Genomic DNA, 15,903 nt, shown 5'->3' with positions numbered 1-15,903 from the left:
CTTGGAAAAATACAAAAGCTAGGGCTGAACCTTAGCATTGTCGGCCGGCGAGGACAGCCGCAAGGCGGCTGAGAATGCTGTAAGAACTTTCCTGCGGGCAAAACAAAACCCCAACTGCTTTCGCAGTTGGGGTTTCGGAATTTAATCTTGACGATGACCTACTCTCACATGGGGAAACCCCACACTACCATCGGCGATGCATCGTTTCACTTCTGAGTTCGGGATGGGATCAGGTGGTTCCAACGCTCTATGGTCGTCAAGAAATTCGGGTACTGACTCGTGACCGGACGGCCTCGCTTCAGCAAATTGGGTATGGGATAGTTTTCGGTGCTTTGTGAACATCGAACTTTCGGTTCATTGCGTCTTCACACACCGCAATCTGGTTGCTCTGGTTTAGAGAGCCGACGCAAATTGCTTGGGTGTTATATGGTCAAGCCTCACGGGCAATTAGTATTGGTTAGCTCAACGCCTCACAGCGCTTACACACCCAACCTATCAACGTCGTAGTCTTCGACGGCCCTTCAGGGAACTCAAGGTTCCAGTGAGATCTCATCTTGAGGCAAGTTTCCCGCTTAGATGCTTTCAGCGGTTATCTTTTCCGAACATAGCTACCCGGCAATGCCACTGGCGTGACAACCGGAACACCAGAGGTTCGTCCACTCCGGTCCTCTCGTACTAGGAGCAGCCCCTCTCAAATCTCAAACGTCCACGGCAGATAGGGACCGAACTGTCTCACGACGTTCTAAACCCAGCTCGCGTACCACTTTAAATGGCGAACAGCCATACCCTTGGGACCGGCTTCAGCCCCAGGATGTGATGAGCCGACATCGAGGTGCCAAACACCGCCGTCGATATGAACTCTTGGGCGGTATCAGCCTGTTATCCCCGGAGTACCTTTTATCCGTTGAGCGATGGCCCTTCCATACAGAACCACCGGATCACTAAGACCTACTTTCGTACCTGCTCGACGTGTCTGTCTCGCAGTCAAGCGCGCTTTTGCCTTTATACTCTACGACCGATTTCCGACCGGTCTGAGCGCACCTTCGTACTCCTCCGTTACTCTTTAGGAGGAGACCGCCCCAGTCAAACTACCCACCATACACTGTCCTCGATCCGGATAACGGACCTGAGTTAGAACCTCAAAGTTGCCAGGGTGGTATTTCAAGGATGGCTCCACGCGAACTGGCGTCCACGCTTCAAAGCCTCCCACCTATCCTACACAAGCAAATTCAAAGTCCAGTGCAAAGCTATAGTAAAGGTTCACGGGGTCTTTCCGTCTAGCCGCGGATACACTGCATCTTCACAGCGATTTCAATTTCACTGAGTCTCGGGTGGAGACAGCGCCGCCATCGTTACGCCATTCGTGCAGGTCGGAACTTACCCGACAAGGAATTTCGCTACCTTAGGACCGTTATAGTTACGGCCGCCGTTTACCGGGGCTTCGATCAAGAGCTTCGCGTTAGCTAACCCCATCAATTAACCTTCCGGCACCGGGCAGGCGTCACACCCTATACGTCCACTTTCGTGTTTGCAGAGTGCTGTGTTTTTAATAAACAGTCGCAGCGGCCTGGTATCTTCGACCGGCATGAGCTTACGGAGCAAGTCCTTCACCCTCACCGGCGCACCTTCTCCCGAAGTTACGGTGCCATTTTGCCTAGTTCCTTCACCCGAGTTCTCTCAAGCGCCTTGGTATTCTCTACCCAACCACCTGTGTCGGTTTGGGGTACGGTTCCTGGTTATCTGAAGCTTAGAAGCTTTTCTTGGAAGCATGGCATCAACCACTTCGTGTTCTAAAAGAACACTCGTCATCAGCTCTCGGCCTTAAGATCCCGGATTTACCTAAGATCTCAGCCTACCACCTTAAACTTGGACAACCAACGCCAAGCTGGCCTAGCCTTCTCCGTCCCTCCATCGCAATAACCAGAAGTACAGGAATATTAACCTGTTTTCCATCGACTACGCTTTTCAGCCTCGCCTTAGGGACCGACTAACCCTGCGTCGATTAACGTTGCGCAGGAAACCTTGGTCTTTCGGCGTGGGTGTTTTTCACACCCATTGTCGTTACTCATGTCAGCATTCGCACTTCTGATACCTCCAGCAAGCTTCTCAACTCACCTTCACAGGCTTACAGAACGCTCCTCTACCGCATCACTTACGTGATACCCGTAGCTTCGGTGTATGGTTTGAGCCCCGTTACATCTTCCGCGCAGGCCGACTCGACTAGTGAGCTATTACGCTTTCTTTAAAGGGTGGCTGCTTCTAAGCCAACCTCCTAGCTGTCTAAGCCTTCCCACATCGTTTCCCACTTAACCATAACTTTGGGACCTTAGCTGACGGTCTGGGTTGTTTCCCTTTTCACGACGGACGTTAGCACCCGCCGTGTGTCTCCCATGCTCGGCACTTGTAGGTATTCGGAGTTTGCATCGGTTTGGTAAGTCGGGATGACCCCTAGCCGAAACAGTGCTCTACCCCTACAGTGATACATGAGGCGCTACCTAAATAGCTTTCGAGGAGAACCAGCTATCTCCGAGCTTGATTAGCCTTTCACTCCGATCCACAGGTCATCCGCTAACTTTTCAACGGTAGTCGGTTCGGTCCTCCAGTCAGTGTTACCTAACCTTCAACCTGCCCATGGATAGATCGCCCGGTTTCGGGTCTATTCCCAGCGACTAGACGCCCTATTAAGACTCGCTTTCGCTACGCCTCCCCTATTCGGTTAAGCTCGCCACTGAAAATAAGTCGCTGACCCATTATACAAAAGGTACGCAGTCACAGAACAAAGTCTGCTCCCACTGCTTGTACGCATACGGTTTCAGGATCTATTTCACTCCCCTCTCCGGGGTTCTTTTCGCCTTTCCCTCACGGTACTAGTTCACTATCGGTCAGTCAGTAGTATTTAGCCTTGGAGGATGGTCCCCCCATATTCAGACAAAGTTTCTCGTGCTCCGTCCTACTCGATTTCATGACCAAGAGATTTTCGCGTACAGGGCTATCACCCACTATGGCCGCACTTTCCAGAGCGTTCCGCTAATCTCAAAGCCACTTAAGGGCTAGTCCCCGTTCGCTCGCCACTACTAAGGGAATCTCGGTTGATTTCTTTTCCTCAGGGTACTTAGATGTTTCAGTTCCCCTGGTTCGCCTCTTGCACCTATGTATTCAGTACAAGATAACCATCTTGTGATGGCTGGGTTCCCCCATTCAGACATCTCCGGATCAAAGTCTGTTTGCCGACTCCCCGAAGCTTTTCGCAGGCTACCACGTCTTTCATCGCCTCTGACTGCCAAGGCATCCACCGTATGCGCTTCTTCACTTGACCATATAACCCCAAGCAATCTGGTTATACTGTGAAGACGACATTCGCCGAAAATTCGAATTTCTCAATTAAGAGAACTCACAAATTTTACCTTAGCCTGATCCGTTACCAGTGAAAGTAACGTTCAGTCTATCTTTCTATCACATACCCAAATTTTTAAAGAACGATCCAGTCAAAGACTAGAAATCAACATTCATCATCACACTGATGGAATGCTCATTTCTAAGCTTTCAAACTTCAGAAGCAGTAGTGGTGGAGCCAAGCGGGATCGAACCGCTGACCTCCTGCGTGCAAGGCAGGCGCTCTCCCAGCTGAGCTATGGCCCCGTATTTCTACAGGCGTTTCCCACACAAAATTGGTGGGTCTGGGCAGATTCGAACTGCCGACCTCACCCTTATCAGGGGTGCGCTCTAACCAACTGAGCTACAGACCCAATTTCGGGCTGCTTCTATCGTCTTCTTCAATGAATCAAGCAATTCGTGTGGGAACTTATGGAGCAGCTGATGTCGTCGATTAAGGAGGTGATCCAGCCGCAGGTTCCCCTACGGCTACCTTGTTACGACTTCACCCCAGTCATGAATCACACCGTGGTAACCGTCCTCCCGAAGGTTAGACTAGCTACTTCTGGTGCAACCCACTCCCATGGTGTGACGGGCGGTGTGTACAAGGCCCGGGAACGTATTCACCGCGACATTCTGATTCGCGATTACTAGCGATTCCGACTTCACGCAGTCGAGTTGCAGACTGCGATCCGGACTACGATCGGTTTTATGGGATTAGCTCCACCTCGCGGCTTGGCAACCCTTTGTACCGACCATTGTAGCACGTGTGTAGCCCAGGCCGTAAGGGCCATGATGACTTGACGTCATCCCCACCTTCCTCCGGTTTGTCACCGGCAGTCTCCTTAGAGTGCCCACCATTACGTGCTGGTAACTAAGGACAAGGGTTGCGCTCGTTACGGGACTTAACCCAACATCTCACGACACGAGCTGACGACAGCCATGCAGCACCTGTCTCAATGTTCCCGAAGGCACCAATCCATCTCTGGAAAGTTCATTGGATGTCAAGGCCTGGTAAGGTTCTTCGCGTTGCTTCGAATTAAACCACATGCTCCACCGCTTGTGCGGGCCCCGTCAATTCATTTGAGTTTTAACCTTGCGGCCGTACTCCCCAGGCGGTCAACTTAATGCGTTAGCTGCGCCACTAAGAGCTCAAGGCTCCCAACGGCTAGTTGACATCGTTTACGGCGTGGACTACCAGGGTATCTAATCCTGTTTGCTCCCACGCTTTCGCACCTCAGTGTCAGTATCAGTCCAGGTGGTCGCCTTCGCCACTGGTGTTCCTTCCTATATCTACGCATTTCACCGCTACACAGGAAATTCCACCACCCTCTACCATACTCTAGCTCGCCAGTTTTGGATGCAGTTCCCAGGTTGAGCCCGGGGATTTCACATCCAACTTAACGAACCACCTACGCGCGCTTTACGCCCAGTAATTCCGATTAACGCTTGCACCCTCTGTATTACCGCGGCTGCTGGCACAGAGTTAGCCGGTGCTTATTCTGTCGGTAACGTCAAAATTGCAGAGTATTAATCTACAACCCTTCCTCCCAACTTAAAGTGCTTTACAATCCGAAGACCTTCTTCACACACGCGGCATGGCTGGATCAGGCTTTCGCCCATTGTCCAATATTCCCCACTGCTGCCTCCCGTAGGAGTCTGGACCGTGTCTCAGTTCCAGTGTGACTGATCATCCTCTCAGACCAGTTACGGATCGTCGCCTTGGTGAGCCATTACCTCACCAACTAGCTAATCCGACCTAGGCTCATCTGATAGCGCAAGGCCCGAAGGTCCCCTGCTTTCTCCCGTAGGACGTATGCGGTATTAGCGTTCCTTTCGAAACGTTGTCCCCCACTACCAGGCAGATTCCTAGGCATTACTCACCCGTCCGCCGCTGAATCCGGGAGCAAGCTCCCTTCATCCGCTCGACTTGCATGTGTTAGGCCTGCCGCCAGCGTTCAATCTGAGCCATGATCAAACTCTTCAGTTCAAACATCTTTGGGTTTTTAAGAAACCCTAAACTTGGCTCAGCAATCGTTGGTTACATCTTTGATTTCTCGCGGAGTAACTTGTGATGCTGATAATCTTGTTGACTATCAGTCTGACTCCACAAGCACCCACACGAATTGCTTGATTCAGTTGTTAAAGAGCGGTTGGTTAAGAGCTTTCGTCTCAACCGAGGCGCGCATTCTACAGCAGCCTCATTTGCTGTCAAGTGATTATTTTCAGAAGTTTTCGAAGATTTCTTCAACAACTTCAACCACTTGCGCTTCCGATCTCTCGTCAGCGGGAGGCGAATTCTACAGCGTTACACGCTGCTGTCAACACCTCTTTTTCTCCGCTTTCGACCGAGAAGATCGAACCGTTGAAAGCGCCAGAAAAACCGGCATTTTCAACCCCTCCAGGCTTCGATGATCTGAAGCAAACCGCTATCGAAAACCGTGTAACTCATTGAATCTCAAGGAGTTTTCCGTTTCGACTGCGCCGGAAGTGGGGCGAATTATAGACCTCCAGAATCTGCCGTCAACACTTAATTTCACAAATCTGTCATATCAGTCAAAAAAGCCCGAAAACGAGAAGGCCGACCTTAAAAGGTCGGCCTTCTCTGCGTTGCCCTTCTACTTACAAGCTAGGGAATGCGAACTGCGAAGCTTCATGACTCGCACGCTGTGGCCAGCGCTGGGTGATCGCCTTACGACGCGTGTAGAAACGCACACCATCCGGGCCATAGGCATGCAGGTCGCCGAACAGTGAACGCTTCCAGCCACCGAAGCTGTGGTAAGCCACCGGTACCGGCAATGGAACGTTGACGCCGACCATGCCGACTTCAATCTCGTCGCAGAACAGACGCGCCGCTTCACCATCACGGGTGAAGATGCAGGTACCGTTGCCGTATTCGTGATCGTTGATCAGTTGCATCGCCTCTTCCAGGCTGTTCACCCGAACGACGCACAACACTGGCCCGAAGATCTCTTCTTTATAGATGCGCATCTCAGGGGTGACGTTGTCGAACAGGCAGCCACCCAGGAAGAAGCCTTCTTCATGACCGGCAACGCTCAGACCACGACCATCGACCACCAGGGTCGCGCCCGCCGCCACGCCGTCTTCGACATAACCACTGACTTTGTCGCGGGCCTGACCGGTAACCAGCGGCCCCATGTCCAGACCGCAAGAAGTACCGGCACCGATCTTCAGCGCCTTGATCTGTGGAACCAGTTTGGCGACCAGTGCGTCCGCTACCTGGTCGCCCACACACACGGCCACCGAAATCGCCATGCAGCGCTCACCGCAGGAGCCGTAAGCCGCGCCCATCAGTGCGCTGACCGCGTTGTCCAGATCCGCATCCGGCATCAGCACCGCGTGGTTCTTCGCGCCACCCAGTGCCTGAACGCGTTTGCCACGCTTGGTACCTTCGGCATAGATGTATTCAGCAATCGGCGTCGAGCCAACAAAACTCAGCGCTTTGACTTCCGGCGCTTCGATCAGCGCGTCCACCGCAGTCTTGTCACCGTGCACCACGCTCAGTACACCTTTCGGCAAACCCGCTTCCAGCAACAATTGAGCGATCAGCAGCGTCGAGCTTGGATCACGCTCGGACGGTTTGAGGATGAAGCAGTTACCGCAAACGATCGCCAGCGGATACATCCACAGCGGCACCATGGCCGGGAAGTTGAACGGAGTGATACCGGCCACAACGCCCAGCGGCTGGAAGTCCGACCAGGCATCGATGTTCGGGCCGACGTTACGGCTGTACTCGCCCTTGAGGATTTCCGGCGCGGCACAGGCGAACTCGACGTTCTCGATACCGCGCTTCAGCTCACCGGCGGCATCTTCCAGGGTCTTGCCATGTTCTTCACTGATCAACTGTGCGATGCGCGCTTCGTTCTGCTCCAGCAGTTGCTTGAAACGGAACATCACCTGGGCACGTTTGGCCGGTGGCGTATTGCGCCAGGCCGGGAACGCAGCCTTGGCGGCATCAATGGCTTTCTGGATGGTTTCCTGGCTGGCCAGCGGCAGCTTGTGGATAGCCTGACCGGTGGACGGGTTGAACACATCGACCGCGCGACCGTTCTCGGTCACCAGTTCGCCATTGATCAAATGCGGGATAACGCTCATCGAAAACTCCTGAATTCTTGTGCGCAGGCGCCCGCAAGGGGCACCTGCTATTGGCGTATCTATATAGAAGGAAAAATCAGTCGAGCTTGTTCAGCACTTCGCCGACCGCGTCGAACAGACGATCAAGGTCCTGCGGCTTGCTGTTGAAGGTTGGGCCGAACTGCAGGGTGTCGCCGCCGAAGCGCACGTAGAACCCTGCTTTCCACAACGCCATGCCGGCTTCGAACGGACGCACGATGGCGTCGCCGTCACGGCCCGCGATCTGGATCGCACCGGCCAGACCGAAGTTACGAATGTCGATGACGTTCTTCGCACCTTTCAGACCATGCAAAGCGTTTTCGAAATGCGGTGCGACCTCGGCCACGCTCTGTACCAGGTTTTCCTTCTGCAGCAGATCGAGGGCTGCCAGACCTGCGGCGCAAGCCACCGGGTGCGCCGAGTAGGTGTAGCCGTGCGGGAATTCCACGGCGTATTCCGGGGTCGGCTGGTTCATGAAGGTCTGGTAGATCTCGGAGCTGGCAATCACCGCGCCCATCGGGATCGCGCCGTTGGTGACTTGCTTGGCGATGCACATCAGGTCCGGGGTCACCCCGAAAGTAGTGGCGCCGAACATGGTGCCGGTACGGCCGAAACCGGTGATCACTTCGTCGAACACCAGCAGGATGTTGTGCTGATCGCAGATTTCACGCAGGCGCTTGAGGTAGCCCTGTGGCGGAACCAGCACGCCAGCGGAACCGGCCATCGGCTCAACGAACACCGCTGCGATGTTCGAAGCATCGTGCAGCTCGATCAGCTTCAGCAGTTCATCGGCCAGTGCGATACCGCCTTGCTCCGGCATGCCACGGGAGAAGGCATTGCTCGCCAGCAGAGTGTGCGGCAGGTGATCGACATCCATCATCGCCTGACCGAACAGTTTGCGGTTGCCATTGACACCACCAAGGCTGGTGCCGGCGATGTTCACACCATGGTAGCCACGTGCACGGCCGATCATTTTGGTCTTGGTCGACTGGCCTTTCAGGCGCCAGTAAGCGCGGACCATTTTCACTGCGGTGTCGGCGCACTCGGAGCCCGAGTCAGTGAAGAACACGTGATTCAGGTTGCCCGGCGTCAGGTCGGTGATTTTCTCCGCCAGCTGGAACGACAGCGGGTGGCCGTACTGGAAGCCCGGCGAGTAATCGAGGGTGCCCAACTGCTTGGCCACCGCTTCCTGGATTTCCTTGCGGGTATGCCCGGCGCCGCAGGTCCACAGACCGGACAGCGAGTCGTACACCTTGCGGCCCTTGTCGTCGATCAGCCAGCTGCCTTCGGCGCCAACGATCAAACGCGGGTCGCGCTGGAAGTTACGGTTGGCGGTGTACGGCATCCAGTGCGCGTCCAGCTTCAGTTGGCTGGCCAGTGGCGACGACGCGTTTTCAGGCATGTTCATCGGGCAAAACCTCGCAGGGCAATAAGCTTCAGGGAGATAGAAAGCGTTGTTGCAGCTAAATTGCCACGGGGATAAAGTCGGTGAAATCCAACTCTTCTAACCTTCAGTTAGAACTCTGCTAAACAATGAGAACAACAGCATGAGCAGTCGTCGCCCCGATCCACTGGCCCAGGTCAGTGACTTTGACATTCGCCTGTTGCGGATTTTTCGCAGCGTGGTGGAGTGCGGCGGCTTCTCGGCAGCAGAAACCGTGCTCGGCATCGGTCGCTCTGCGATCAGCCAGCAGATGAGCGATCTGGAGCAACGCCTCGGCCTGCGTCTTTGCCAGCGCGGGCGCGCCGGTTTCTCCCTGACCGAAGAGGGCCGCGAGGTTTATCAGTCGGCGTTGCAACTGTTGAGTGCACTGGAAAGTTTCCGCACCGAGGTCAACGGCCTGCATCAGCACCTGCGCGGCGAGTTGATCATCGGCCTGACCGATAACCTCGTCACCCTCCCCCACATGCGTATCACCCATGCACTGGCGCAGTTGAAGGAGCGCGGGCCGGACGTGCAGATCCAGATCCGCATGATTGCCCCCAATGAAGTCGAACAAGGCGTGCTCGACGGCCGTCTGCATGTCGGTGTGGTGCCGCAGGCCAGTGCGCTGTCGGGACTGGAGTATCAGCCGCTGTACAGCGAACGTTCGCTGCTTTATTGCGCGGTCGGCCATCCGCTGTTTTACGTCGATGACAAACAACTGGATGACGAACGCTTGAACAGCCAGGACGCCATCGCCCCGACCTTCCGTTTGCCGGCAGAGATCCAGGCGCACTATCAGGCGCTCAATTGCACCGCCAGCGCTTCCGACCGAGAAGGCATGGCATTCCTGATTCTGACCGGGCGTTACATCGGTTATCTGCCGGATCACTACGCCAGTCTCTGGGTGCAACAGGGACGGCTGCGTGCGCTCAAGGCCAGCACGCGGTTCTATGATTTGAGCCTGGCCTCGGTCACCCGCAAGGGCCGGCGTCCGCATCTGGTGCTGGAAAGTTTTCTCGAAAGCCTGGCCGCGACCCGCTGATGAGCGGCGTTTTATTGCCCGGGGCTTGTCGCAGGCCGATGGTTGCGCTATCAACGCAACTGGTTGCACCCCACAGACAAACCCGGAAGTGCCTATGACCTTTGAAGTCCCTGCCCACGGCGGAAAACCTGCCAGCCGCATTCGTCAGAAGAACGAAGAGACCATCATCAAAGCCGCCGAAGACGAATTCGCCCGTCACGGTTACAAAGGCACCAGCATGAATACCATCGCCACCAAGGCCGGGCTGCCCAAGGCGAACCTGCATTACTACTTCACCAACAAGCTCGGGTTGTACGTGGCGGTACTGAGCAACATCCTTGAGCTGTGGGACAGCACCTTCAACTCCCTCACGGCCGAGGACGATCCGGCCGAAGCGCTGACCCGCTACATCCGCGCGAAAATGGAGTTTTCCCGTCGCCAGCCACAAGCGTCGCGGATCTTCGCGATGGAGGTGATCAGCGGCGGCGAATGCCTGACCGAGTATTTCAACCAGGACTATCGCACCTGGTTCCAGGGCCGGGCCGCCGTATTCCAGGCGTGGATCGACGCCGGCAAGATGGACCCGGTGGATCCGGTGCACCTGATCTTCCTGCTGTGGGGCAGCACCCAGCACTACGCCGACTTCGCCAACCAGATCTGCCGGGTGACCGGTCGCAGCAAGTTGACCAAACAGGACATGGAAGACGCCGGCAACAACCTGATCCGCATCATCCTCAAAGGCTGCGGCCTCACTTCTTCTATATAAGTCGTTTTATGCCATTCACCCTCAGCGGCTTTTGCGAATTCCGCGAAGAGATTCGCAAAAGCCGTTTCATCACCTTCGCCGCGCCGATCGGCAGCCCTGCCGAGGCGCAAGCCTTCATCGAGCAGTACAGCGACTTGAACGCTTCGCACAATTGCTGGGCGTGGAAACTCGGCGATCAATACCGCAGCAACGACGACGGCGAACCCGGTGGCACTGCCGGGCGGCCGATTCTCGCGGCCATCGAAGCGCAGGATTGCGATCAGGTCGCGGTGCTGGTGATCCGCTGGTATGGCGGCATTCAACTGGGCACCGGTGGCCTGGCCCGGGCCTATGGCGGCGGTGCAAACAAGTGCCTGCAGGCAGCGCCGAAGATCGAGTTGATCAGTCGCGTGCCCGTGCGTTGCGCCTGCGCTTTCAGCGAGCTGGCACTGGTGAAGTTGCGGGTGGCGGATCTCGGCGGTCTGGTGTTGGAGGAAAACTTCACCGCCAATGGTGTCGAGCTGCAACTGGCCGTGGGCGAAGCGCACATCGAGCTGTTGCAGAATCAGTTGGCCGACCTGAGCCGTGGGCGAATCCTGCTGCAGCGTTGAACCCTCGCCACGTTTTAGGGCACAAGCCGATTGGCTCATACCCGGGACTTGCCCACATCCGCTGTGCACCCGGCTGTGGATAACCTGAGCACAGGAGGCTGTAACCCTTCTGTCACGTGGCTTTGCGGGATTTGTTCACTTTTCATCCAATCGCCTGGCACAACGAACAATTTCACATGAAAACAATCGCTTAGCGTTGTTTATCGCCTTTAGAAGAAAGCCCGGCAGTGCTTATGCCCGGGATTTTGTCTTGCGCACAAATACTGTGGAGCAACCTGTGGATAAGCCGTTCATGGCTGGCGCAGTCGCAGGTTCTGCATGGCTCCGGCGGGACTGGTCGTTTTTTGATCAGCCGGTTGCGGGCAAAACTGGAGCCTGATCAAAGGCTTTGCCCTCAAGTGGTGCCTCGCAAAACGTCGAAATCATTTCACCGGCTCTACGCCACAGGCTGGCAAACAGCGGCCTTCCGCGTTCCTGACTCAATGGCCAGGAAATTGCTTTATCCACAGGCACAACTCCAAGCGACCCGAGCCTGTCATGCCAAACCCCACGTCCACACCGCGCCTGCAACTGCGCCACATCAGCAAACGTTATCCCGGTTGCCTCGCCAATGACGCCATCGACCTGAGCATCGCCCCCGGTGAAATCCACGCGCTGCTCGGTGAAAACGGCGCAGGTAAAAGCACGTTGATGAAGATCATCTACGGCGTCATCCAGGCCGATTCGGGCGAGATGCTGTGGCAGGGGCAACCGGTGATCATGCGCAATCCGGCCCAGGCGCGGCAGTTGGGCATCGGCATGGTGTTCCAGCATTTCTCGCTGTTCGAGACCTTGAGCGTGGCGCAGAACATCGCACTGGCGATGGGCCCGGCGGCCGGTTCGCCGAAACGACTTGAGGCGAAAATCCGTGACGTGTCCCGCCGATATGGCATGGCGCTGGAACCCCAGCGACTTGTCCACAGCCTGTCGATCGGCGAGCGGCAACGGGTCGAGATCGTTCGTTGCCTGATGCAAGACATTCGCCTGCTGATTCTCGATGAGCCGACCTCGGTGCTCACGCCGCAGGAAGCCGACGAGTTGTTCATCACCCTGCGCCGGCTCGCGGCCGAGGGCTGCAGCATTCTGTTCATCAGCCACAAACTCGGCGAGGTACGCGCCTTGTGTCACAGCGCCACGGTATTGCGCGGTGGTCGGGTGGCCGGGCATTGCGTACCGGCGCAATGCACCGACCAACAACTGGCGCAGTTGATGGTCGGCGAGTCGGCGGCGCTGAACGGCGAGTACCCGAAAGTCAGGGGCGGCGCAGCATTTCTGCAAGTCAGCGGATTGAACTGGCACAACCCCGATCCGTTCGGCTGCTCGTTGACCGACATCGACTTGCAGGTGCGCAGCGGTGAAATCGTCGGCATCGCGGGAGTGGCCGGCAACGGTCAGGACGAGTTGCTGGCATTGCTCAGCGGCGAGCAGACACTGCCCCGCGAATCAGCGGCAACCATCCATCTTCGAGAACACGCCGTCGCCGATCGGCGCCCGGATGCGCGACGCAGACTCGGCCTGGCGTTCGTCCCCGCCGAACGCCTCGGGCATGGCGCGGTGCCGGACATGAGCCTGGCGGACAACGCCCTGCTCACCGCCTTTCAACAAGGCCTGGTCAGCCACGGTTTGATCGAGCGCGGCAAGGTCGAAGCCCTCGCCCAAACGATCATCCAGCGCTTCGGCGTGAAAACCCCGGACACCCAGACCGCCGCCCGCAGCCTGTCGGGCGGCAACCTGCAGAAATTCATTCTCGGCCGGGAAATCCTCCAGCAACCGAAACTGCTGATCGCCGCGCACCCCACCTGGGGCGTGGACGTCGGCGCGGCAGCGGTGATTCATCGCGCCCTGATTGCCTTGCGCGATGCCGGTGCGGCGATCCTGGTGATTTCCGAAGACCTCGACGAACTGTTCCGGATCAGCGACCGCCTCGGCGCGCTCTGCGGCGGGCGCCTGTCGGCGTTGCAGGACACGGCGCTGACCCGCCTCAGCGACGTTGGCGGCTGGATGGCCGGTCAGTTCGACACCCCTCAATCACAACCGGCCACGGTTTAACGGAGTTTTCCCATGTTGCTTTCCCTCGAACCCCGTGGTCGCCAATCGCGCCTGATGTTGTGGTGCTCGCCGGTGCTGGCGGCGGTGCTGACGCTGGTCTGCGGATCGTTGCTGTTCGTCGCCCTCGGCCATGATCCGCTGAAAACTTTGCATACCTTGCTGATCGCCCCGGTCAGCGACCTGTATGGCGTCTCCGAGCTGCTGGTCAAAACCTTGCCGATCCTCTTGTGTGCGCTGGGGCTGGCGGTGGCCTATCAGGCGCGGATCTGGAACATCGGCGCCGAAGGTCAACTGTTGCTCGGTGCGTTGGCCGGCAGTGCGCTGGCGGTGAACATCATCGATCTGCAAAGCCGCTGGGCGCTGGTACTGATCCTGCTCACCGGCACCCTCGCCGGCGCCGCGTGGGCCGGGCTCACCGCCTGGTTGCGCACGCGCTTCAACGCCAACGAAATCCTCACCAGCATCATGCTCAATTACATCGCGCTGAACCTGTTGCTGTTCTGCGTACACGGGCCGCTGAAGGATCCGGCCGGATTCAATTTTCCCGAGTCAGCAATGTTCAGCGATGCCAGCCGCCTGCCGCTGTTGATGGAGGACGGTCGGGCACACATCGGTGTGTATTTCGCCTTGCTTGCGCTGGTCGCGGTGTGGGTGTTGCTGCAGAAAAGCTTCGTCGGTTTCCAGATAAAAGTGTTGGGTCTGGACAAGCGCGCGGCGGGATTTGCCGGTTTTCGCGAGAAGCGGCTGATCTGGCTCGCGCTGTTGATCAGCGGCGCACTGGCCGGGCTGGCCGGTGTCTGCGAAGTCACCGGCCCGATCGGCCAACTGGTGCCGCAGGTCTCGCCGGGCTACGGCTATGCGGCGATCACCGTGGCGTTTCTCGGGCGGCTTCACCCCATCGGCATTCTGTTTTCAAGCCTGTTGATGGCGCTGCTGTACATCGGTGGCGAGAGCGCACAGATGACGCTGAATCTGCCCCAGGCGATCACCCAGTTGTTTCAAGGAATGATGCTGTTTTTCCTGCTGGCTTGTGACGTGCTGATCCTCTACCGACCACGCCTGAACCTGCGCTGGGTGCGGCGCACCTCAACCACCGCCGTAACTGCCGGAGCGCTGTGATGGATATCGATCTGCTGAGCAATATTTTCTACGCCATGGTGCGTTGCGGCACGCCACTGCTGCTGGTGGCGCTGGGTGAACTGATCTGCGAAAAGAGCGGCGTACTCAACCTCGGGCAGGAAGGCATGATGCTGTTTGGCGCGGTGATCGGTTTCATCGTCGCGTTCAACAGCGGCAACCTGTGGTTGGGCGTGGTGCTGGCGATGCTCGCCGGGATGCTGTTGTCGTCGCTCTTTGCGCTGGTGGCGCTGGTGTTCAACGCCAATCAGGTGGCGACCGGGTTGGCATTGACGATTTTTGGCGTCGGCCTGTCGACCTTTGTCGGCGCGGCGTGGGTCGGCAAACCGCTGGCCGGTTTCGAGCCGCTGGCCATTCCCTACCTGAGCGAAATCCCGCTGATCGGTCGCATGCTGTTTGCCCAGGATCTGCTGGTGTACCTGTCGTTCGCGCTGTTTGCGCTGGTGGCGTGGGTGATCGTGAAAAGCCGTGTCGGGCTGGTCATTCAAGCGGTCGGCGAGAACCCGGACGCGGCCAGTGCCATGGGCTTGCCGGTGTTGATCGTGCGCACACTGGCGGTGCTGTTTGGCGGCGCAATGGCCGGGTTGGCCGGCGCATATCTGTCACTGGCGTATACGCCGATGTGGGCCGAGAACATGACCGCCGGCCGCGGCTGGATCGCGCTGGCGCTGGTGGTGTTCGCCAGTTGGCGGGTGTGGCGACTATTGCTCGGGGCGTATCTGTTCGGACTTGCCAGCATCCTGCACCTGGTGGCGCAGGGGTTGGGGCTGGCGATTCCTTCGAGCTTGCTGGCGATGCTGCCGTATGTCGCGACCATTCTGGTGCTGGTGGTGTTGTCGCGAGATGCGCTGCGTACACGGTTGTATGCGCCGGTATCACTGGGGCAGCCGTGGCAGGCCGGTCATTAAGCCGTGACGGCTCGCGACAGCGGCCGAACCGGCAACGCCTGAGCAATGCCCCACGCCACTTCGAGAACCAGAAAACCCACCACCAACGAACTGGCGCCGTGGGCCAGGGCATACGTCATCCACGCGGCGAACAGAAACCGGGTCACCGCGTCGTAGCGCCCATAAACCGGCTGCGGATCACGAATCCGCAGCACCGCCCACATGCACACCACCGAACCGAACAGATTCACAATCAACAAATGCGCAGGTTCGAACGGCGGCAGCTCGCCGGGCAGCTCCAGCGCCTGACTCAGCGCCGTCAACAACCCATGCAAAACAGCAAAACTCCACGGCGTGACAAACGCCGCCGTCACGATCAGGTCATACCAGGCACTGCCGCGCACCAACTGCCGATACTGCGTTGAAGTCCACATCATCCTTGCTCCGAAAATTCAGGGAGCAACCACGGTAAAGCCTGGAGT

The 15,903-nt window shown here is 57.4% G+C and carries 9 protein-coding genes, 2 tRNA genes and 3 rRNA genes; 6 read left to right on the top strand and 8 right to left on the bottom strand.

The annotated features are described in order from the left end of the window. Positions 1 to 145: 145 nt before the first annotated feature. From rrf to C6Y56_RS03435, 7 genes are all read right to left on the bottom strand, one after another. Positions 146 to 261, bottom strand: a 5S ribosomal RNA gene (rrf, locus tag C6Y56_RS03465). Positions 262 to 426: 165 nt separating this feature from the next. Continuing rightward, positions 427 to 3,316 (bottom strand): 23S ribosomal RNA (locus C6Y56_RS03460). Positions 3,317 to 3,563: 247 nt separating this feature from the next. Beyond that, positions 3,564 to 3,639, bottom strand: a tRNA-Ala gene (locus C6Y56_RS03455). A gap of 30 nt (positions 3,640 to 3,669) precedes the next feature. Next, positions 3,670 to 3,746 (bottom strand) — tRNA-Ile (locus tag C6Y56_RS03450). A gap of 81 nt (positions 3,747 to 3,827) precedes the next feature. Beyond that, positions 3,828 to 5,362 (bottom strand): 16S ribosomal RNA (locus C6Y56_RS03445). Together the 16S, 23S and 5S rRNA genes with 2 tRNA genes alongside form the textbook arrangement of a ribosomal RNA operon. 632 nt (positions 5,363 to 5,994) lie before the next feature. Then, the gene (locus C6Y56_RS03440) at positions 5,995 to 7,488 is read right to left on the bottom strand and encodes a CoA-acylating methylmalonate-semialdehyde dehydrogenase (RefSeq protein ID WP_169428735.1); all 1,494 of its coding nucleotides are present in this window, start codon (positions 7,486 to 7,488) and stop codon (positions 5,995 to 5,997) included. Positions 7,489 to 7,564: 76 nt separating this feature from the next. Continuing rightward, positions 7,565 to 8,914, bottom strand: coding sequence for an aspartate aminotransferase family protein (locus C6Y56_RS03435; RefSeq protein WP_127796838.1), 1,350 nt, complete (start codon positions 8,912 to 8,914; stop codon positions 7,565 to 7,567). A 139-nt stretch (positions 8,915 to 9,053) separates the two neighbouring features. On the opposite strand from C6Y56_RS03435, the gene C6Y56_RS03430 reads away from it, so the two are divergent. The 6 genes from C6Y56_RS03430 (at position 9,054) to C6Y56_RS03405 (ending at position 15,442) form a co-directional block, all read left to right on the top strand. Continuing rightward, on the top strand, positions 9,054 to 9,974 hold the full coding sequence (locus C6Y56_RS03430) for a LysR family transcriptional regulator (RefSeq protein WP_007958517.1): 921 nt from the start codon (positions 9,054 to 9,056) through the stop codon (positions 9,972 to 9,974). A gap of 94 nt (positions 9,975 to 10,068) precedes the next feature. Continuing rightward, a complete protein-coding gene (locus tag C6Y56_RS03425) occupies positions 10,069 to 10,719 on the top strand; it encodes a TetR/AcrR family transcriptional regulator (RefSeq protein ID WP_169428734.1) in 651 nt (216 codons plus the stop codon). A gap of 8 nt (positions 10,720 to 10,727) precedes the next feature. After that, positions 10,728 to 11,309 (top strand): IMPACT family protein, encoded by a 582-nt coding sequence (locus tag C6Y56_RS03420; protein WP_169428733.1) that lies wholly within the window; start codon positions 10,728 to 10,730, stop codon positions 11,307 to 11,309. 537 nt (positions 11,310 to 11,846) lie between these two features. Beyond that, positions 11,847 to 13,397, top strand: a complete 1,551-nt coding sequence (locus tag C6Y56_RS03415) for an ABC transporter ATP-binding protein (protein ID WP_169428732.1) — start codon at positions 11,847 to 11,849, stop codon at positions 13,395 to 13,397. Positions 13,398 to 13,409: 12 nt separating this feature from the next. Continuing rightward, complete coding sequence (locus C6Y56_RS03410; protein WP_169428731.1) at positions 13,410 to 14,516, top strand: ABC transporter permease; 1,107 nt, start codon at positions 13,410 to 13,412, stop codon at positions 14,514 to 14,516. Further along, entirely contained in the window at positions 14,516 to 15,442 is a 927-nt protein-coding gene (locus tag C6Y56_RS03405) for an ABC transporter permease (RefSeq protein WP_169428730.1), read from the top strand. The genes C6Y56_RS03410 and C6Y56_RS03405 overlap by 1 nt, the downstream gene beginning before the upstream one ends. Here C6Y56_RS03405 and C6Y56_RS03400 read toward each other — a convergent pair. Beyond that, the gene (locus C6Y56_RS03400) at positions 15,439 to 15,855 is read right to left on the bottom strand and encodes a hypothetical protein (protein ID WP_169428729.1); all 417 of its coding nucleotides are present in this window, start codon (positions 15,853 to 15,855) and stop codon (positions 15,439 to 15,441) included. The two genes, C6Y56_RS03405 and C6Y56_RS03400, sit on opposite strands and share 4 nt — an antisense overlap. Positions 15,856 to 15,903 lie beyond the last annotated feature (48 nt).

The organism is Pseudomonas fluorescens (assembly GCF_012974785.1).
GTDB lineage: Bacteria > Pseudomonadota > Gammaproteobacteria > Pseudomonadales > Pseudomonadaceae > Aquipseudomonas > Aquipseudomonas fluorescens_BT.
This window is presented reverse-complemented; position numbering and strand designations above follow the sequence as displayed.